This window comes from Pseudomonas sp. SDO5271_S396 (assembly GCF_054071795.1).
Window position 1 is genome coordinate 55984 of the sequence record NZ_JBSVWB010000024.1, and the last position, 17269, is coordinate 73252.

The following is a 17269-nucleotide window of genomic DNA, read 5'->3' on the forward strand; positions in this document are numbered from 1 at the left end:
TCCATGTTTCGTGTGCTGCTGCGGCTCTACCTCATCACCATCGTGACTTACAGTGCGGCGATCTTCCTGATCCCCAAGCTGGTGATCCAGGTCTTCCAACATCGCTACCTCGACTACAACGTCGAGCAGTCCCGCGGGACGCAAAAGCTCATCGTCAAACAATACCTGCGTGCGCCGGTGGAGCGCTGGTCCCAGGTGACCGAGCAGTTGGGCCGCGACTTTGCGCCGCTGAAAGTGCAGTTGCTGTTGCGTCAGGACGCCAGCTACACCCCGGAAGAAGAGCAACTGCTGGAGCAGGGCAAACCGGTGATTCGCCTGGGCGACTGGGGCTGGATGGAGGAAGTCAGTTCGCCAATCAACCAGCAGTTCGTGGTCAAGCTGACCATTCCGCCCGATCCGCTGGACATGAACCTGTTGTACTGGTCGATGAATGTCTTGATCGGTGCCGCGCTGCTGGCCTGCCTGTTGGCGTGGCTGCGGCCGCACTGGCGGGACCTGGAGCGCCTGAAGAGCACCGCCGCGCACTTGGGCCAGGGCAACCTGACCGAGCGCACACGCATTCCGGCCAGTTCCAGCATCGGTAGCCTGGCGTCGGTGTTCGACACCATGGCCGACGACATCGAGCGCCTGCTCAACCAGCAGCGCGACTTGCTCAATGCGGTGTCCCACGAACTGCGCACGCCGCTGACGCGCCTGGACTTCGGCCTGGCCCTGGCGTTGTCCGAAGACCAGCCTCCCGCCAGCCGCGAGCGCCTGCAAAGCCTGGTGGCGCATATTCGCGAGCTGGACGAGTTGGTGCTGGAATTGCTGTCCTACAGCCGCTTGCAAAACCCCGCGCAACTGCCGGAACGGGTCGAGGTGATGCTCGATGAGTTTATCGACAGCGTGTTGGGCAGTGTCGACGACGAACTGGAGAACCCCGAGATCGTCATCGACGTGGTCCTCGACTGCGCGGTAGAGCGCTTCAGCCTCGACCCGCGCCTGACGGCCCGTGCCCTGCAGAACCTGCTGCGCAATGCCACGCGCTACTGCGAAAAACGCATCCAGGTGGGCGTGAAGGTGTGTCCCAGGGGCTGTGAAATCTGGGTGGATGACGACGGTATCGGCATTCCGCCGGACCAGCGCGAACGCATTTTCGAACCGTTCTACCGTCTCGACCGCAGCCGCGACCGCGCCACGGGCGGCTTCGGCCTGGGCCTGGCCATCAGCCGACGCGCCCTGGAAGCCCAGGGCGGTACGTTGACGGCCCTGGCGTCGCCCTTGGGGGGCGCGCGCTTTCGGGTGTGGTTGCCCAGCGTCAGCTGATCAAAGCACCTTGACCGCGCGGCCGATCGCCTGGATCGGCCCCGTGGGCTTGCCGGTCGGTGAGCCGCGTGCGTCTTCCAGGGTCATCTCGAACAACTGGTCGTGGGCAAGCGGCGGCAGTTTGTCCAGCGGCAGCGATAGCGTCTGCCCCGGCTTGACCAGCCCCAGGGACACCGGCCCCTGCCAGCCATCCGCCTTGGTCCAGAACTCCAGGGCCTTGTCGGCAGGTACTTCCATCACGCCCAGCGGAATCAACTGAATTCGCTGGTCATCGCTGGCCTGGATCACCCAGCCCGGTGCCTGGCTTTGCGGTGCCATCAGCACCACTACAAAGGACGGCTCAGCGGCGGGCGGGCGGATCAGCAGCAGTGTGGCCAAAGTGAGGGTGGCCACCAGTCCGGCAGCGGCGAGTCCGCGCCACACGACAAGCAGGTCCCACCAACGAGCGGGGGCCTGGCCGATGGCACGCTCAATGCGGCGCCACAGCTCGGCGGAGGGAGGCACTGGCTCGGCCAACGCGGTCAGGGGCAGCAGGCGCTGCTCCCAGGCATCCACCGCCGCGCGTAATTCGGCGTCGTGGGTGAGGCGTCGTTCCACCTCGGCGCGCTGTTCGGCGGGCAGGGTGCCCAACACATATTCACTGGCGAGTTCATCCAACGGGCTGTTCATGCCATGCACTCCCGCAGCGCGGCGAGGCTACGTTTGATCCAGGCTTTGACGGTCCCCAGCGGGGTGTCGAGTTTCCGGGCGATTTCGCTGTGGGAATAACCGTCGACATAGGCATGCAGGATACAGGTGCGACGGACCGGGTCGAGCTGCGCCAGGCAGGTGTGAATCTGCCCGGTACGTGCACTGAATTCAAAGGTATCGGTGGTGCTTTGCTCGTGCTCTTCGCCCAGCGGGACTTCCCGGTAATGGTTGCGCACCCCATTCAGCGCCAGGTGCCGGGTCACGCTGAATACCCAGCCACGGGCCGAGCCGCGCGCGGGGTCGAAACTGCCGGCACCGCGCCATATTTTGATGAATGCGTCATGCACGATGTCTTCGGCCAGGGCCTTGTTCCGTGCAATGCGCAACGCCACGCCGAGCAAGTGGCTGCTCTCTTGTTCATAGAGCCTGCGCAAGGCGCGCTGATCACCCTGTGCACAGGCCAGCAGACAAGCTTCGTAGTCGAACTCAAACACGTCGTGCTACCCCAGGCGGCGAACCGCGCTTTGATCACCTGTGGGGGCAGCGTAGTCGACTTTGCTCAGTTGGCCGCCCAGAAGATGTAATCGGCCTGGTACTTCACCACTTCCTGTTTGCCTTTATTGGCCACCGTGCACTCACTGCTCGGTGCCACACCGCCTTTGAGCGCCACACGCTGGATGTAACTCACGCCGCTCATGGCGCCCTTGCCTTCAGCCGGGTTGGCCTTGACCAACTGATACGGCAGGTTGCCCGCTCCCGACGGCGCCACTGCCAACTGGGTGCCGGTGATTTTCGACCCGTCCTGGGCCTGCCAGGTGGCGGGCGGACCGAAGTAAGTCCCCACCTGCTTGCCACTGCGGTCATTCAGCACGGCCTTGGGGCCGACGAAAGTCCACTCGGTCTGGCCGGCGGCGTTGGCCTTGTCCCGGCACTCGTAGGTGATTTCGCCGACGCCGGTAGTTTCCAGCGCCACCTTGTGGCCGTCCGGCACCTTGATGCTGTCGGGCAAGCCGGTCTGGGCGAAGGCGGCGGGTGCTGCGGCGAGCAGGGCGGTCAGGCAGAACAATGCTTTAGCGTTCATGGGTGCTTCTCCATTTCAGTCGAACAGCAGGGTTGCTGACAGGACTACCCCTGAGCCGCCGGACTGGATGCAGCCATCAAAAAATAAACTCGCGAGTGTGCACTAGGGGGCCCGCGTTACCCGAGGAGAGATTGGCAACGACGGGAGTTCATGCGTCTGCTCAACAAGGACCCGGGCCTATGTTTTCCGCCGCCTGGACTGAAAGGCATAAAGTCAGATCATATTGATATAAGTCGTTATAAGAAAAATCGCTATCCTGCGGCCAGAAATTTATAAGGCCGCAGGTAGCTGTAATGGATGTGGGTAATGGTGGTTTCGTAATTGCGGGCCTGATCGTGGGTTTTATCGTGGGCATGACCGGTGTGGGCGGGGGCTCGCTGATGACGCCGATCCTGTTGTGGTTTGGCATCAACCCGGCCACCGCCGTGGGCACCGACCTGTTGTACGCCGCCATCACCAAGTCCGGTGGGGTGCTGGTGCACAGCAAGAACAAGAACATCGACTGGTCGATCACCGGCTGGCTGACCCTGGGCAGTGTGCCTGCGGTGCTGCTGACATTGTGGTTCCTGGCCAGCCTGCACACCGACCCCAGTGCCATGAACGCGGTGATCAAGCAGGCCCTCGGTGTGGTGTTGCTGCTGACGGCCCTGGCAATTCTGTTCAAGAACCGGCTGTTGGCGTTTGCCCAGCGCCATGCCGGCGACGACTACAGCATGAACCCGCGTAATCTCAACGCGCTCACCGTGATGACCGGAGCGATCCTGGGCACCATGGTGGCCCTGACGTCCATTGGTGCGGGGGCTCTGGGTACGGTGGCGCTGTTTATCCTGTATCCGTTTCTTGCGACCCGCCGGTTGGTGGGGACCGAGATCGCCCATGCCGTGCCTTTGACGCTGGTGGCGGGGTTGGGGCATGCCAGCATGGGCAATATGGATTGGCAGTTGCTGGGTTTCCTGTTGATGGGGTCGTTGCCCGGCATTTACCTCGGGAGCCATATGACGGGCAAAGTGCCTGATGGCGTGCTGCGACCTTGTCTGGCGGTGATGTTGATGAGTATTGGGTATAAGTTGGCGTTTTGATTGAAGGGATAGCCGTCGATGCGAGGCAACTGTGGGAGCTGGCTTGCCTGCGATGCTTTCAACGGGGTGTGCCTGATTCACCGAGGCGTCTATCTCCTTCACGACGTGACCCCCGGCCCATTCCCAATCTGCCAGACAAACGGCGGCTCAGTCCCATTCACCACCCAATCCCCCACAATCCGCGCCTTGTAAATCACCGGGTTATGTGAAGACACCGTCCGCGCATTGCGCCAATGCCGATCCAGCGCTTTACCCTGACGCACATCCGAAGCCCCCAGCGCATTGAACAATTCGCTGGTCGCTCGCTGGATCAATTCCGACACCACCACCTGCGCCGTCGCCGATTCAATCTCCGCAGCCACATTGGCTTCGCGCTCCAGCGCCGCATCCCCGCCGAACCGTGCCACATACGCCCGCTGCGCCGGCACTGCCGCTTTCAACGCGCTGGCCTCGGCGGCGTAAACCAGTGCAGCCACTTCACCCACCACCTGCTGAACCTGCGCGTCCTGGCTGACATGGGGCGCATTGCCATGGCTGTAGATGCGTGTGCGACTGCGCACCTGATGGGCCACATCACGCAGTGCGGCGCGGCCGATGCCCGCGAGGCTGGCCAGTAGCACCAATTGATAGAACGCCGTCTGGTATTTGAACCGCGTGGCGAAGTCGATCACGTTCTCCGCCTCCACCACTGCATCGCTGAAGCGTGTGGTGCCGCTGCCCGTGGTGCGCTGGCCGAAACCGTCCCAGTCATCGCTCTGCACCACGCCCGGCTGCTGCGTACGGGTGGCGGCGATCACATCGGCGCCCGTGTCACTGCGCTGGGCGTACACATCGATCCAGTCGGAAAACAGACTGCCGGTGCTGTAGAACTTTTCGCCATTGAGCGTCCAGCGGTCGCCATCGGGGCTGACGTGGGTGACCACATCGCCAATGGCGACGTTGCCGATTTCGGTCCAGGCGCAGCCGACGATATCGCCGTCGACGAAACGCTTGAACCACAGGTCGCGGCCAGCGCCGGGCGGCGCATTCAAGCGGTCTTCGGCAAACGCGAAATGCCCGCGCAACGCCTGAGGCACATTCGAGTCGGCCTCGGCCAACTCGATCAGCAGCTCAAACAACTGCGGCAGCGAGGCGCCGCCACCGCCGTATTCCACTGGCACGCGCACGGCGCCGAACCCGGCCTCTTTCAGCCATTGGATCGGTTCGTGGGGCAGGGTGCGCGTTTGCTCGCGCGCTACGGCACCATCGGCGATGCGTTGGAAGATGGGTCGAAAGCGCGCCGCCAGCGTGGGGTAGTCGACGCCGGTGGACAGCGGGTTGATGACGTGTTGCTCGGTCATGGGCAAGGTTCCTGGGCAGTGATCGATGCAAAGGGGATTGCACAGTCCGTGCCGGGCTCCGGCATGCATATTTACGGGACGTGACGGTCGTCCACTGTTGCCCTGGCAACAGCTGATCGACAAACCGGCACGCTCTGCGACAGGGGCGTCGGTACCCCGCAATCATCCCGAATGCCCCTGGCATGGGCGTTTCCCCGCGCTGGCACGCTTGCTGCTCAAGCCTGGGTACATCCCCTTGTGCGAGGTACCGTGCGATGAGTCAGCAAGCTGTGAAATTTGCCTATTGGGTGCCCAACGTCAGCGGTGGTCTGGTGGTGAGCAAGATCGAACAACGCACCCACTGGGGTATCGATTACAACCGCAAACTGGCGCAATTGGCTGAAGAGGCCGGCTTTGAATACGGCCTCACCCAGATCCGCTTCACCGCCGGCTACGGTGCGGAAAATCAGCATGAGTCGGTGGCGTTCAGCCATGCGCTGTTGGCTGCGACCAGCAAACTCAAGGTCATCGCCGCGATCCTGCCCGGCCCCTGGCAACCGGCGCTGGCGGCCAAGCAATTGGCGACCATCGACCAGCTGACCAATGGCCGCATTGCGGTGAACATTGTCAGTGGCTGGTTCAAGGGCGAATTCCAGGCCATCGGCGAACACTGGTTGGAGCACGACGAGCGTTATCGCCGTTCCGAAGAGTTCATCCGGGCCTTGAAAGGCATCTGGAGCCAGGACGCGTTCACCTTCAAGGGCGATTTCTACCGCTTCGACCACTACACCCTCAAGCCCAAGCCCATCGGCCGGCCGGAAGTGTTCCAGGGTGGCAGTTCGCGCGCGGCGCGGGACATGGCGGCGCGGGTATCGGATTGGTACTTCACCAACGGCAACACGCCTGAGGGCATCAAGGCACAGGTTGACGATATTCGTGCCAAGGCGGCCGCCAATCAGCATTCGGTCAAGGTCGGCGTGAACGCGTTCATCATCGCCCGCGACACCGAGGAAGAAGCCCGCGCAGTGCTGGCAGAAATCATCGACAAGGCCGACCCCGACGCGGTGAACGCCTTTGGTGACGCCGCCAGGCAAGCGGGCCGGGCTTCGCCGGAGGGCGAGGGCAATTGGGCCAAGTCGAGCTTCGAGGACCTGGTGCAGTACAACGACGGCTTCAAGACCAATTTGATCGGCACCCCGCAGCAGATCGCCGAACGCATCGTCGCGCTCAAGGCTGTGGGGGTGGACCTGGTGCTGGCGGGCTTCCTGCACTTTCAGGAAGAGGTCGAATACTTCGGCAAGCGCGTGTTGCCGCTGGTGCGCGAACTGGAGGCCAAGGCCGGTGCCAGGCAGGTGGCTTGATGCACTTCTGGGACCGCTGCCACTACAGCGGCTCAGCGCTCCAGGCGCTTCTCCAGGCGTAGCGCCGGGGTGTGGTCTTCGTAATAGTCGTCGACCAGGGCAAAGCGCCGGTAGCCGTTGCGTTCATACAGGGCCAGCGCACTGGGGTTGTCGGTGCGCACTTCCAGGCGCAGGCCGGTGCAACCCTGTTCAACGGCACACGCCTCGATCCGGGCCAGCAACTGTTTGCCGAGGCCCAGGCCGCGCGCAGGCTCGGCGATGGCGATGGAATACAGCCGCGCCAGCAGAGTGCCGCGACGGAACAACACCAGGGCGTAACCGAGCAAGCGTCCGTCACTTTCCGCCACCAGCAGCCGCCCATGGGCGCGGCTGACCATCCACCGAAAACTGCGCGATGACAGTCGGTCGCTGATAAAACAGTGTTGTTCCAGTGCTATTAATTCAGGCACATCGCCGGGGGTTGCAACACGAAAGAGAAGAGCCATATGACCGCCGTAAAAGTTGCGTAACGAAACGGGACTTCTCCAAAAGATCGTGCTTAATAGAAAAGGTCGAGTTCTCTAAAGCGGATCAAATACTATGTCGGCGGTACAAGGTCATTGGCGTGAAGTATCCGGGCAAACCGTCGCAACGACAATCACTTCCCAGGGTTATTTTTCGGCTGCCTCCAAAGGCGCAAGTCAGGTCATGATTATTGTCGAGCGCAAGGAAGATTGGGCTTCTTACTTCCCCAGCGAAGACATTGTCACGGCCCAGGAATACCTGGAGCAGTCTCGGGAAAACGAAGCGGGCAAACGCGTCCAGGTAATCAACCTGTGCCGCAGCTACAAGTACCTGGGGCATGGCTACTATTGTTCGCTGTTGGCTGAGGCCCGTGGCCACAAGGTGATCCCGTCGGTACGCACGATCAGTGAATTGACCAGGAAGTCGCTGTACGGTCTGGCGCTGGATGACTTGGATAAAACCCTGGATAAAGCCTTGAGTCATCATCTTTACAGCAATACCGAAGGGTTTACCCTGACCCTTTATTTTGGAAAAACCACAATAGAACCGTTGCAGGAGCTGGCCCGTCAGTTATTTGAAGTATTTCCCTGCCCGATTCTGTTAGTTGAGTTCAAACGCAATAACGGCTGGCATATCGAAGGGGTCAAGTCCGGGGTCTTGCACAAGTTGCGCGATGATCAGGAAGATCAGTTCGCCCACGCCCTTGACAACTTCAGCCGCAAGATCTGGCGCCAGCCCCGTTCACGCCGGTTGGCCCGTTATGACCTGGCGATCCTCCACGACCCCCAGGAACAGTTGCCACCGTCCAACGCCCGCGCCCTGGACAATTTCATCCGGGTAGGCAAAGGGTTGGGCATCGACGTGGAGTTGATCGAACGCAAGGACTATTCCCGCCTGGCCGAATACGATGCCCTGCTGATCCGCGAGACCACCAGCGTCGACAACCACACTTACCGTTTCGCCAAAAAAGCCGAAAGCGAAGGCCTGGTGGTGATGGACGACCCGACGTCGATTCTGCGCTGCACCAACAAGGTTTACCTCACGGATCTGCTGAATAGCCATCAACTGGGCATGCCCGCCACCGAAATTCTCTACAAGGAACGACCGGAAGACTTCGAGCGGGTCGGCGAGCGCCTGGGGTTCCCGTTGGTGCTGAAGATCCCCGACGGTTGTTTCTCCCGTGGCGTGATCAAGGTCGAGAGCCAGGCCGCGCTGCTCAAGGCCACCGCCGAGCTGTTCGAGCATTCGGTGCTGTTGCTTGCGCAGGAATTTTTCTACACCGAGTACGACTGGCGCATCGGCGTGCTCAACCGCAAGCCGATCTTTGCCTGTCAGTACTTCATGTCCAAGGGCCATTGGCAGATCTACAACCACAAGGCTATCGGCCAGGACATCAACGGCGAATGCCGAACCCTGGCTGTCCATGAAGCGCCCCGGGCAGTGGTGGAACTGGCGGTGAAGACCGCCAACCTGATCGGCGATGGCCTGTATGGCGTCGACCTCAAGCAATCCGGCGAAAAAGTGGTGGTGATCGAAGTCAACGACAACCCCAACCTGGACGCCGGTATCGAAGACGCCTACTTGCAGGACGACCTCTATGGCCTGGTGCTGGAGGAGTTCGTCAGGCGCCTGGAGCTCAAGCGTCAGGGCCAGGTCTGGTGAGCCGGCGATGATCCAGCGTTTTCGGGCTGAGGGTATTGGGGCTGAAACGAATAGCGGGTGGCGCCAATGTTGTGTGACCACTGATCCCCTGTGGGAGCTGGCTTGCCTACGATGGCATCACTGCGGTGCTCCTGAAACACCGCGTGTACCGTATCGCAGGCAAGCCAGCTCCCACAGGGGATGGCATTGGCTGAAAAAGCTCCGTCAACAGGGCCATCGCGCCGGGTGCATTCTCACCAGCGATAGAGATCCAGTGTGGGAGCGGGCTTGTGCTCGGCTCGGAAGCGGACCGACTGGCAAGATTCCTCGACTGAATCTGGAATGCAATCTGACAGGTAATAGAGGCCAACTGTGGGAGCCGGGCTTGCCCGCGATGGCGGAGTGTCAGTCGCCAACGTTGTTGGCTGATGTACGGCTATCGCAGGCAAGCCAGCTCCCACAGGGATAGGCAGAGGCTAGAGAAATGCTGTCAGCAGGGCCATCGCACCGGGCGTTTTCTCGCCAATAATAGAGAGGTTCTGTGGGAGCTGGCTTGTCGGATCGCCGCACCGCTGCGATGACGGTGGCAGGGCTGACAGAGAATCTGCCAAGACAATTGCTCCCATAGGGTGTAGGGTCGCTCAGTTGGACGGTTGCAGGGTCAAGACCTCAAAACCGTCCGCCGTCACCGCCACGGTATGTTCCCATTGCGCCGACAGGCTGTTGTCACGGGTGACCACTGTCCAGCCATCCTTGAGGTTGCGCACTTTGGCACTGCCCTGGTTGAGCATCGGCTCCACGGTGAATACCATGCCTTCGCGCAGTTCCAGCCCGGTGCCGGGGCGGCCGAAATGCAGGATCTGCGGTTCTTCGTGCATCTGCCGACCAATGCCATGACCACAGTATTCGCGCACCACGCTGTAGCCATTGGCCTGTGCGTGGCTCTGGATCGCGTGGCCGATATCGCCCAGGCGCGCGCCAGGCTTGACCTGGCGGATGCCGGCCCACATCGCTTCGAACGTCTGTTCCACCAGGCGCCGTGCCTTGGGCGAGACGTTGCCGATCATGTACATCTTGCTGGAATCGGCGATGAAGCCACCTTTTTCCAGGGTGATGTCGATATTGATGATGTCGCCGTCCTTGAGCACGTCCCTGGCGTTGGGCATGCCGTGGCATACCACCTCGTTGATCGAGGTGTTGATGCAGAAGGGGTAGTCGTACTGACCCAGGCTGGCGGGGCGGGCCTTGAGGTCTTTGCGGATGAAGGTTTCGACAGCGGCATCCAGCTCCAGGGTGGAGCGGCCGGCGGCGACAAAACCGTCGAGCATGCTGAACACTTGCGCCAGCAGGCGCCCGGATTCACGCATCACGGCCAATTGCGGGGCGGTCTTGATCATCAACTGCGCCCTCGGATCAGATCAGGTTTGTCCAGCAACAGTTTGTTGATCAACTCGTTGTAAGGCAGGCTGGGGTTGAGTTCGGCGAGCAGGCCGATCTTGATCCAGAACTCAGCCTGGGCGTTGATGGAGCGGTCCATGGCCGCGCTGGCCAGGCGCAGTTGTTCGTGCAGTTGGTCGGTGATTTTGACGATGCCCATAGGGTTCACTGTGTCAGGTGGATATACAAAGCGTATATGTTTCGTATATCTCGAGTAAACCCCCGTTCATCAACGGGTTGAAAGTTTGCGACATGTTGCCGGCTGAGGGATGACCCAGCAGGTGGGCTGTCAGGAACGCTTGGATTAAACGTTTAATCCCGGGAGTTCGACGAAGGTTTGGTTTCTGAATGTAAAAACGCAGCGAGTTAGCTGAAAAACCGCACTGGTTATGAGGAAAGGTTACAACGCTGTAGGATTTTGCCGAGTAGGCTTGGGTGTTGTAAGCGTCTTCCAAGGCTGGCAAGACGTGGCAGGCAAGGCGCCTGCGAGCAGTCCGGCGGTTCATAAAATCGATTGGCGGTCTCAAAAAAGGAGAGGTTGGCCATGCTTTCGGAATTAGAACTTCGCAGCATTATTGAAGGAAGTTTCCTGCCTAAACGGTGCGAGTGCACCAAAGCCGAAGATGCTTCGCTGACGATCAAGGTCTATGACGACCGCGACCGTGACCGAGTGGATCTGGAAGTCAAAGGCATCAATGCCGAAAAACTCGACAGCAGTCGAGCCATTTGCAACCTGATCACCGGGTTGCGCGAAGACCTGAAACATACCCAAGCGCCGATCCTGCAACGCGTGGGAGGGCGAGGCTACTACTAGGCAGGCTGTGCAAAAAACCGGAGGGCCTGGAGAAACGCCAGGCCCAATACGGCTCCATCATCGTTTTGCCATTCGTTCGCGCCCCGCACTCAGTTCTGAAGCATGCAGGCGTCGGACAATTTCTGATAACTCACATGTCGGACTTCACCGGCCTTGTCCAGAAACTTGATGTCCGCCGTGATGACCTTGCACTCGGGAGTGTTCGGTTCGTTCATGGCAATGACTTTGCGAATATCCAGGGGCATGCCATAGCGATACGGCACGGGCTTTGATTCAGCCTGTGCGGTTGTCGCCAGAGTAGTGATTGTCAGAATGCCGCCAAGCAGGAAGAGGTTGCGCAGTTTCATGGGGTTTCTCCATCAGTGATCCGCCTCATCGACGTGATGAAACGGTGGCCGCCCCGTCGGTTTGCAACCGGTGCAGGGGCGGTCGAGCTCACTGTTGTTCATCAAGCTTAATCATTGATTAAATTGAAGTTTCTGAGAATTTCCCTACGTTTTAGAGGAAAGCGTCCTACGAAATAGCCGGTTTTTTCCAGGTTCAGTTCTGGAAACTGCAAGCATCCGACAGTTTGCGGTAACCCACGTCTTCCACCTTGCCGGCGGTGTCCACGAACTTGATGTCCGCGTCGATGACCTTGCAGTCGTTGGTCTGGGCCTCGTTCATGGCCAGCACCTTGGCGATATTCAGCGGCATGCCGTACTGGTAGGGCACCGGTTTGGCATCGGGTTGTTGATCGTCAGCCTGGGCCAGGCCTGACACCGTTGCCAGTGCCAGTGCGCCGCCCAGTATCAAAGTACGCAGTTTCATGGTGGATCTCCGCAAGCAGGTAGGACTTCACTGTCGGCTTGCGGGATTAACCATCGATTAAAGTTTGCCTGGCTGACAAAACCTTCATCCAAGCTGCTGGCGATACGGCAGGTCCGGGCCGGTCTTGCCGCAGGTCAGGGCGGCGGCGCGGATCGCGAAGCCGAGCATTGCGTCGATCTGTCCACGGCTGAGCTGTTGCAGGCCAGTCACCGAATCCAGCTGGTGCTCGGTCAGCCAAGCGATCAGGGCGGCCTGGAAGGTATCGCCGGCACCCACCGTGTCGGCCATCACCACCTTCACCGCCGGCTGCGACCAGTGCCCGTGCTGGCGGCTGAACACGCTGGCGCCATCGCCGCCGCGGGTCAGGAACACCAGTTGGCAACGGTGTTGCAGCCAGCCTTGCAACACGCTCTCCGGCGACTGGTCGGGGTAGAGCAGGTGCAGGTCTTCGTCGCTGACCTTGATCAGGTCGGCATGCTTGACCAGTTCGGCCACGCGGTCGCGCCACAGCTGGATGTCGGGCTGCGGGTTGAGTCGCACGTTCGGGTCCAGGCTGATCAGGCGCTTGCCGCTCTCACGCTTGACCAGGTTCAGCAGGGCGTCGCCGATCGGCTGCACCACCAGCGAGAACGAGCCCACATGCAGCCCGCGAATGTCATCGCCCAGCGTCGGCAGGTGCACGACGTCCAGTTGCCGATCGGCGCAGCCTTCACCGCGAAAGCTGTACTGGGGCGAGCCGTTGGCACCCACGGCCACCATCGCCAGGGTGGTCGGCGCAGCGAACTCCACCAGGAAGCGCTCGCTGACGCCTTCATCCTTGAGCACCTGTAACAGGCGTCGGCCGAGGAAGTCGGTGGACAGGCCGCCGAACAGCCCGGCCTCGATGCCCAGGCGGCGCAAGCCTACCGCCACATTGAACGGCGAGCCGCCGGCAATCGCCTTGTAATTGACCTTGGAAGCCTGCCCGCTGGCATCTTCCTCACTGAAAAAATCGAACAGCGCTTCGCCGCACACCAGATACATAGTCGTTCGCTCTTAAAGGGTTGCCACAAGCTGCTGATAGCGCTCGTAAGCCTGTTGATAGGCGCTCACATGCTCGGCCACCGGTTGGGTTCGGCTGGCCGGGTCGACGCTTACGCATTTGTCGCAGAGGCTGGCCAGGGGCTCGCCGGTCCGGGCCCACGCCGCCTGGATCGCCGCGCCCAAGGCCGCGGCTTCGCTCTGTTCGGTACAGATCACTTCGGTGTTCATGATATCGGCGACCATCTGCCGCCACACCGGGCTTTTCGAGCCACCCCCGATCAAGCGGATGCTCTGGCTTTGCAGGCCGGTCTGGCGCAGCAGGTCCAGGCCGTAGCGCAGGCCGAAGGTGGTGCCTTCGACCACGGCGCGGCACAGGTTCGCGCGGGTCAGGTTGGTCATGGTCAACCCGTGCAGGCTGCCGGTGGCGTGGGGCAGGGCGGGTACGCGCTCGCCGTTGAGGAACGGCAGCATGGTCACGCCGTCGGCGCCGATGGGGGCCTGGTCGATCAGGTCATTGAAGGCCGTCAGGTCCAGGTCGAACAACTCGCGGATCACCCCAGTGGCATTGGTCAGGTTCATGGTGCAGATCAACGGCAGCCAGCCACCGCTGGACGAACAGAAGGTGGCGACCGAGGCCTCGGGGCTCACGTTCGGTTGTTCGGCAAAGGCGTAGACGGTCCCCGAAGAGCCCAGGCTCATGGTGATCACGCCGGGGGCGATATTGCCGGTGCCAATCGCTCCCATCATATTGTCGCCGCCGCCACTGGAAACGATGGCATCGGGGTTGATGCCCAAGCGTTCGGCAACGGCTGGCAGCACCGTCCCGACCACCTGGTTGGCGTCGATCAGCTCGGGCAATGCCGCTTCCAGACGCCCGCTGGGGTCTATGTGCTGGAGCAGCGCCACATCCCATTCGCGGCTGCGCACATTGAAATAGCCAGTGCCCGATGCATCGCCGTACTCCGCCACGGCACGACCGGTGAGCCAGTAGTTGAGGTAGTCGTGGGGCAACAGGATATGGGCGATGCGCTCGAAGATGCCGGGGTGTTGTTCGCGGGTCCAGAGCAGTTTGGATACGGTATAGCCCGGCGCAATGGCCACGCCGAGACGCTCCAGTGAGCCGCTTTCACCGCCCAGGTGTTGCAGCAGACGATCGTTCTCGGGCGTTGTTTCGGTGTCGCACCACAGCTTGGCCGGGCGCATTACCTGGCCCTGGTCATCCAGCAACACCAACCCGTGCTGCTGGCCGGAAACACCAATGCCCAGAATGTGCTGGCCATCCACGCCGGCCTGTTGCAGGGCGCGGTGGGTGGCTTCGGTAAAGGCGTTGAGCCATTCCTGGGTGTGCTGTTCGCGACGTCCATTGACGCCGCTGATCAGCGTGTGCGCCGCAGCGCCCAGGCCCAGCACCTGGCCGCTGGACGCATCGAGGACAACGGCCTTGGTACCTTGGGTGCCGCAGTCGATGCCCAAGTAGAGGTTTCGCTGGGTCATGGTGGAGTGCTCAGCAGTATTGTTTTGTTGAAGTGGAAACCCGATCGGCTGTGGGAGCTGGCTTGCCTGCTCCCACATTTTCAAGCCGGTTTCTTCAGGAGGTTTTGCAGGGTTTGGGTGACGCCGTTGTCACGCAAGCTCACAAAACACCGCTCGAACGCTGCCACAAACTCAGGGGAGTTGGGAATGGCTGTGCCGAAAATCTCCTCCACTCCCAGCAAGCGCTGGCTGATCAACGCGTCATCACTCACCAGCCCCTGGCAAAACTCGGCACGCGGATCGGGGATCTTGTAGCTCACGCCGTTCTCATCCACGCCTTTGAGGTACAGCGCCCACGCTGCGACCACCAGCGCCGCGCGCTCGGTCTCACGGCCATCCGCGATCAGGCGGTTGATGGTCGGCACGGTGAACTTGGGAAACTTCGACGAACCGTCGGAGCAAACGCGCTCCAACTGATCGGCAATCGCCTGGTTGGAGAAGCGATCCACCAGCGTCTGCTTGTAGTCGGTCAGGTCGATGCCAGGCACCGGCGCCAGGTTCGGCGTGACGTCCAGGTCCATGTAGGCGCGCATGTAGGCGACGAACACCGGGTCGTTCATGGTCTCGTGCACAAACCGGTAGCCCTTGAGAAAACCCAGGTAGGTGAGGGCCAGGTGGCTGCCGTTGAGCAGGCCGATCTTCATTTCTTCGTAGGGCGTCACGTCGTCGGTGAACTGCACGCCGACCTTTTCCCAGGCGGGGCGGCCGTTGACGAATTTGTCTTCCAGCACCCATTGCACAAAGGGCTCGCACACCACCGGCCAGGCGTCGTCGATACCGTGATCGTCGTGCAGTTGCAGGCGGTGGGCGGTGCTGGTCATCGGTGTGATGCGGTCGACCATGGCATTCGGGAAGCTCACGTTGGCCTTGATCCAGTCGTGCAGCTCGGCATTGTGCAGGGCGGCGAAGGCCAGCAGGGCCTTGCGGGTGACGGCGCCGTTGTGCGGCAGGTTATCGCAGGACATCACGGTGAACGCCGGAACGCCAGCGGCACGCCGCCGGGTCAGCGCGGCGCAGATGAAGCCGAATACGGTCTTCGGTGCGCCCGGGTGTGCCAGGTCATGCTGGATCTGCGGCAGGTGGGCCATGAATTCGCCGTTGCTGTCGTCGATGCAATATCCGCCTTCGGTGATAGTCAGCGAGACGATGCGAATCGCCGGGTCTGCCAGTTTGTCGATCAGCGCCTGGGCACTGTCTTCGGCCAGCAGCATGTCGCTGATCGCGCCGATCACGCGTACTTCGGTGTCGTTGGTGTCGCCCAGTTCGTACAGGGTGAACAGGTAGTCCTGGCCGGCCAGGTCGTCGCGGGCCTTGCGGTCCTCGGCGCGCAGGCCGACACCGCAGATGCTCCAGTCCAGGCCCTCGCCGGTGTTCATCAGCGCGTCGGTGTAATACGCCTGATGCGCGCGGTGGAAACCGCCGACGCCGATATGGGCGATGCCCTGGCGCGTGTCGGCAATCGCGTAGGCGGGCAGCTTCACTTGCGGTGCCAGTTGGGTGAGGTTCTGTTTATTCAGTTTCATCGGCAAAGTCTCGCGAAATCAGGCGGCGGCGCGCAGTGGGCGGGCCACGGCTTTGCCTTCGGTGTCGAACAGATGGCAGTGCGCCGGGTCCAGGTGCAACTGCAGCTTCTCGCCGTACTGGCTGGCCATGTCGCCACGAATCCGCATGGTCAGCGGCTCACCGTTGGCGGTGACGACGTGGCAGAAGGTGTCGCTGCCCAGGCGCTCGCCGACGTCGGCGGTGACGGTCAGGGTGGTCTGGCCCGGGGCGGCGATTTCCAGGTGCTCCGGGCGAATCCCCAGGGTCACGGCGCTGCCCACGCTCAGGCTGGCGCCGCTTTGGGGCAGGCTGATGGTGGTGCCGGCATCCAGTTGCACTTCGCAGCCCTGGCTTTCAACGCGGGTGACCTTGCCCTTGAGGAAACCCATTTTCGGCGTACCCAGGAAACCCGCCACGAACAGGTTGGCCGGCTGGTGATACAGTTCCAGCGGTGAGCCGACCTGCTCGATGCGGCCACTGTTGAGCACCACGACTTTGTCGGCCAGGGTCATGGCTTCGACCTGGTCGTGGGTCACGTAGATCATGGTGGCTTGCAGCTCTTTATGCAGGCGCGCCAGTTCCAGGCGCATCTGCACGCGCAGGGCGGCGTCGAGGTTGGACAGCGGTTCGTCGAACAGGAAAATCTTCGGGTTGCGCACAATGGCGCGGCCAATGGCCACGCGCTGGCGCTGACCACCGGAGAGTTGCTTGGGTTTGCGCTCCAGCAGCGGGCCCAGCTCCAGAATGCGCGCGGCCTCGCTGACCTTGCTTTCCACCAGCTTCTTGTCGACGCCGGCCAGGTCCAGGGCAAACGACATGTTCTTGCGCACGCTCATGTGCGGGTACAGGGCATAGGTCTGGAACACCATCGCCAGGTCGCGCTTGGCCGGGGTCACTTCAGTGATGTCGCGGCCATCCAGCTCGATGGTGCCGTCGGTGACTTCTTCCAGGCCGGCGATCAGGCGCAGCAGCGTGGACTTGCCGCAGCCCGAAGGGCCGACGAATACCACGAATTCCTTGTCGTTCACCTCAAGGTCGATGCCCTTGATGATGGAGAAGCCTTCGAAGCCTTTTTGCAGATTCTTGATTTTCAGGTTGGCCATGATGGGCCTCCGCTTGGAATTTTTATT

17 protein-coding genes and 1 pseudogene are annotated in these 17269 nt (G+C 61.5%); 5 read left to right on the forward strand and 13 right to left on the reverse strand.

The features are described 5' to 3' along the window. The first annotated feature begins 3 nt into the window (after positions 1–3). Positions 4–1305: an ATP-binding protein gene (locus ACW9IN_RS17285; RefSeq protein ID WP_457367022.1), complete on the forward strand. Its 1302-nt coding sequence runs from the start codon at positions 4–6 to the stop codon at positions 1303–1305. Here the strand turns inward: ACW9IN_RS17285 and ACW9IN_RS17290 are convergent, their stop codons facing one another. The 3 genes from ACW9IN_RS17290 to ACW9IN_RS17300 all read right to left on the reverse strand — a co-directional run bounded on the left by ACW9IN_RS17290 (position 1306) and on the right by ACW9IN_RS17300 (position 3076). Beyond that, positions 1306–1974 carry an anti-sigma factor gene (locus ACW9IN_RS17290; RefSeq protein ID WP_457367023.1) on the reverse strand — a complete coding sequence of 223 codons (669 nt, stop codon included), beginning with the start codon at positions 1972–1974 and terminating at the stop codon, positions 1306–1308. After that, positions 1971–2489, reverse strand: coding sequence for a sigma-70 family RNA polymerase sigma factor (locus ACW9IN_RS17295; RefSeq protein ID WP_457367024.1), 519 nt, complete (start codon positions 2487–2489; stop codon positions 1971–1973). Before ACW9IN_RS17295 ends, ACW9IN_RS17290 begins: the two co-directional genes overlap by 4 nt. A 65-nt stretch (positions 2490–2554) precedes the next feature. Further along, entirely contained in the window at positions 2555–3076 is a 522-nt protein-coding gene (locus ACW9IN_RS17300) for a DUF3455 domain-containing protein (RefSeq protein ID WP_457367025.1), read from the reverse strand. A gap of 293 nt (positions 3077–3369) precedes the next feature. On the opposite strand from ACW9IN_RS17300, the gene ACW9IN_RS17305 reads away from it, so the two are divergent. After that, a complete protein-coding gene (locus ACW9IN_RS17305) occupies positions 3370–4155 on the forward strand; it encodes a sulfite exporter TauE/SafE family protein (RefSeq protein ID WP_457367026.1) in 786 nt (261 codons plus the stop codon). 98 nt (positions 4156–4253) lie between these two features. Here ACW9IN_RS17305 and ACW9IN_RS17310 read toward each other — a convergent pair whose 3' ends face one another. Further along, on the reverse strand, positions 4254–5495 hold the full coding sequence (locus ACW9IN_RS17310) for an acyl-CoA dehydrogenase family protein (protein ID WP_457367027.1): 1242 nt from the start codon (positions 5493–5495) through the stop codon (positions 4254–4256). A 254-nt stretch (positions 5496–5749) separates the two neighbouring features. Between ACW9IN_RS17310 and sfnG the strand changes: the two genes are divergently transcribed. Continuing rightward, a complete protein-coding gene (sfnG, locus tag ACW9IN_RS17315) occupies positions 5750–6835 on the forward strand; it encodes a dimethylsulfone monooxygenase SfnG (RefSeq protein ID WP_457367028.1) in 1086 nt (361 codons plus the stop codon). A gap of 41 nt (positions 6836–6876) precedes the next feature. On the opposite strand, the pseudogene ACW9IN_RS17320 reads toward sfnG, so the two are convergent. Continuing rightward, positions 6877–7320, reverse strand: a pseudogene (locus ACW9IN_RS17320) (GNAT family N-acetyltransferase); the annotation flags it as partial. A 202-nt stretch (positions 7321–7522) separates the two neighbouring features. On the opposite strand from ACW9IN_RS17320, the gene ACW9IN_RS17325 reads away from it, so the two are divergent. Continuing rightward, positions 7523–9001, forward strand: coding sequence for a RimK family protein (locus ACW9IN_RS17325; protein ID WP_457367029.1), 1479 nt, complete (start codon positions 7523–7525; stop codon positions 8999–9001). 620 nt (positions 9002–9621) lie between these two features. Here ACW9IN_RS17325 and map read toward each other — a convergent pair. After that, positions 9622–10377 carry a type I methionyl aminopeptidase gene (map, locus tag ACW9IN_RS17330; RefSeq protein ID WP_457367030.1) on the reverse strand — a complete coding sequence of 252 codons (756 nt, stop codon included), beginning with the start codon at positions 10375–10377 and terminating at the stop codon, positions 9622–9624. Further along, entirely contained in the window at positions 10377–10577 is a 201-nt protein-coding gene (locus ACW9IN_RS17335) for a ParD-like family protein (protein WP_003173664.1), read from the reverse strand. The genes map and ACW9IN_RS17335 overlap by 1 nt, the downstream gene beginning before the upstream one ends. Before the next feature lie 384 nt (positions 10578–10961). Between ACW9IN_RS17335 and ACW9IN_RS17340 the strand changes: the two genes are divergently transcribed. Next, positions 10962–11231 carry a DUF1652 domain-containing protein gene (locus ACW9IN_RS17340; protein ID WP_457367031.1) on the forward strand — a complete coding sequence of 90 codons (270 nt, stop codon included), beginning with the start codon at positions 10962–10964 and terminating at the stop codon, positions 11229–11231. 89 nt (positions 11232–11320) lie between these two features. Here the strand turns inward: ACW9IN_RS17340 and ACW9IN_RS17345 are convergent, their stop codons facing one another. From ACW9IN_RS17345 to ACW9IN_RS17370, 6 genes are all read right to left on the reverse strand, one after another. Further along, positions 11321–11578, reverse strand: a complete 258-nt coding sequence (locus tag ACW9IN_RS17345) for a DUF2790 domain-containing protein (protein ID WP_457367032.1) — start codon at positions 11576–11578, stop codon at positions 11321–11323. Positions 11579–11771: 193 nt separating this feature from the next. Next, on the reverse strand, positions 11772–12041 hold the full coding sequence (locus ACW9IN_RS17350; RefSeq protein ID WP_457367033.1) for a DUF2790 domain-containing protein: 270 nt from the start codon (positions 12039–12041) through the stop codon (positions 11772–11774). 84 nt (positions 12042–12125) lie between these two features. Beyond that, on the reverse strand, positions 12126–13064 hold the full coding sequence (locus tag ACW9IN_RS17355) for a carbohydrate kinase family protein (protein WP_457367034.1): 939 nt from the start codon (positions 13062–13064) through the stop codon (positions 12126–12128). Between the two features lie 12 nt (positions 13065–13076). Next, on the reverse strand, positions 13077–14558 hold the full coding sequence (gene xylB / locus ACW9IN_RS17360; protein ID WP_457367035.1) for a xylulokinase: 1482 nt from the start codon (positions 14556–14558) through the stop codon (positions 13077–13079). An 80-nt stretch (positions 14559–14638) separates the two neighbouring features. Then, positions 14639–16120 (reverse strand): mannitol dehydrogenase family protein, encoded by a 1482-nt coding sequence (locus ACW9IN_RS17365; RefSeq protein WP_457367036.1) that lies wholly within the window; start codon positions 16118–16120, stop codon positions 14639–14641. Positions 16121–16138: 18 nt separating this feature from the next. Continuing rightward, positions 16139–17242: an ABC transporter ATP-binding protein gene (locus ACW9IN_RS17370; protein WP_457367037.1), complete on the reverse strand. Its 1104-nt coding sequence runs from the start codon at positions 17240–17242 to the stop codon at positions 16139–16141. Positions 17243–17269: the final 27 nt, after the last annotated feature.

What these genes read in the sequence shown, in the direction of transcription:
- ACW9IN_RS17285 (WP_457367022.1), top strand. Translation starts at nt 4, where the DNA reads ATGTTTCGTGTGCTGCTGCGGCTCTACCTCATCACCATCGTGACTTAC.
- ACW9IN_RS17290 (WP_457367023.1), bottom strand. Translation starts at nt 1,974, where the DNA reads ATGAACAGCCCGTTGGATGAACTCGCCAGTGAATATGTGTTGGGCACC.
- ACW9IN_RS17300 (WP_457367025.1), bottom strand. Translation starts at nt 3,076, where the DNA reads ATGAACGCTAAAGCATTGTTCTGCCTGACCGCCCTGCTCGCCGCAGCA.
- ACW9IN_RS17305 (WP_457367026.1), top strand. Translation starts at nt 3,370, where the DNA reads ATGGATGTGGGTAATGGTGGTTTCGTAATTGCGGGCCTGATCGTGGGT.
- ACW9IN_RS17310 (WP_457367027.1), bottom strand. Translation starts at nt 5,495, where the DNA reads ATGACCGAGCAACACGTCATCAACCCGCTGTCCACCGGCGTCGACTAC.
- sfnG (WP_457367028.1), top strand. Translation starts at nt 5,750, where the DNA reads ATGAGTCAGCAAGCTGTGAAATTTGCCTATTGGGTGCCCAACGTCAGC.
- ACW9IN_RS17325 (WP_457367029.1), top strand. Translation starts at nt 7,523, where the DNA reads ATGATTATTGTCGAGCGCAAGGAAGATTGGGCTTCTTACTTCCCCAGC.
- map (WP_457367030.1), bottom strand. Translation starts at nt 10,377, where the DNA reads ATGATCAAGACCGCCCCGCAATTGGCCGTGATGCGTGAATCCGGGCGC.
- ACW9IN_RS17335 (WP_003173664.1), bottom strand. Translation starts at nt 10,577, where the DNA reads ATGGGCATCGTCAAAATCACCGACCAACTGCACGAACAACTGCGCCTG.
- ACW9IN_RS17340 (WP_457367031.1), top strand. Translation starts at nt 10,962, where the DNA reads ATGCTTTCGGAATTAGAACTTCGCAGCATTATTGAAGGAAGTTTCCTG.
- ACW9IN_RS17345 (WP_457367032.1), bottom strand. Translation starts at nt 11,578, where the DNA reads ATGAAACTGCGCAACCTCTTCCTGCTTGGCGGCATTCTGACAATCACT.
- ACW9IN_RS17350 (WP_457367033.1), bottom strand. Translation starts at nt 12,041, where the DNA reads ATGAAACTGCGTACTTTGATACTGGGCGGCGCACTGGCACTGGCAACG.
- ACW9IN_RS17355 (WP_457367034.1), bottom strand. Translation starts at nt 13,064, where the DNA reads ATGTATCTGGTGTGCGGCGAAGCGCTGTTCGATTTTTTCAGTGAGGAA.
- xylB (WP_457367035.1), bottom strand. Translation starts at nt 14,558, where the DNA reads ATGACCCAGCGAAACCTCTACTTGGGCATCGACTGCGGCACCCAAGGT.
- ACW9IN_RS17365 (WP_457367036.1), bottom strand. Translation starts at nt 16,120, where the DNA reads ATGAAACTGAATAAACAGAACCTCACCCAACTGGCACCGCAAGTGAAG.
- ACW9IN_RS17370 (WP_457367037.1), bottom strand. Translation starts at nt 17,242, where the DNA reads ATGGCCAACCTGAAAATCAAGAATCTGCAAAAAGGCTTCGAAGGCTTC.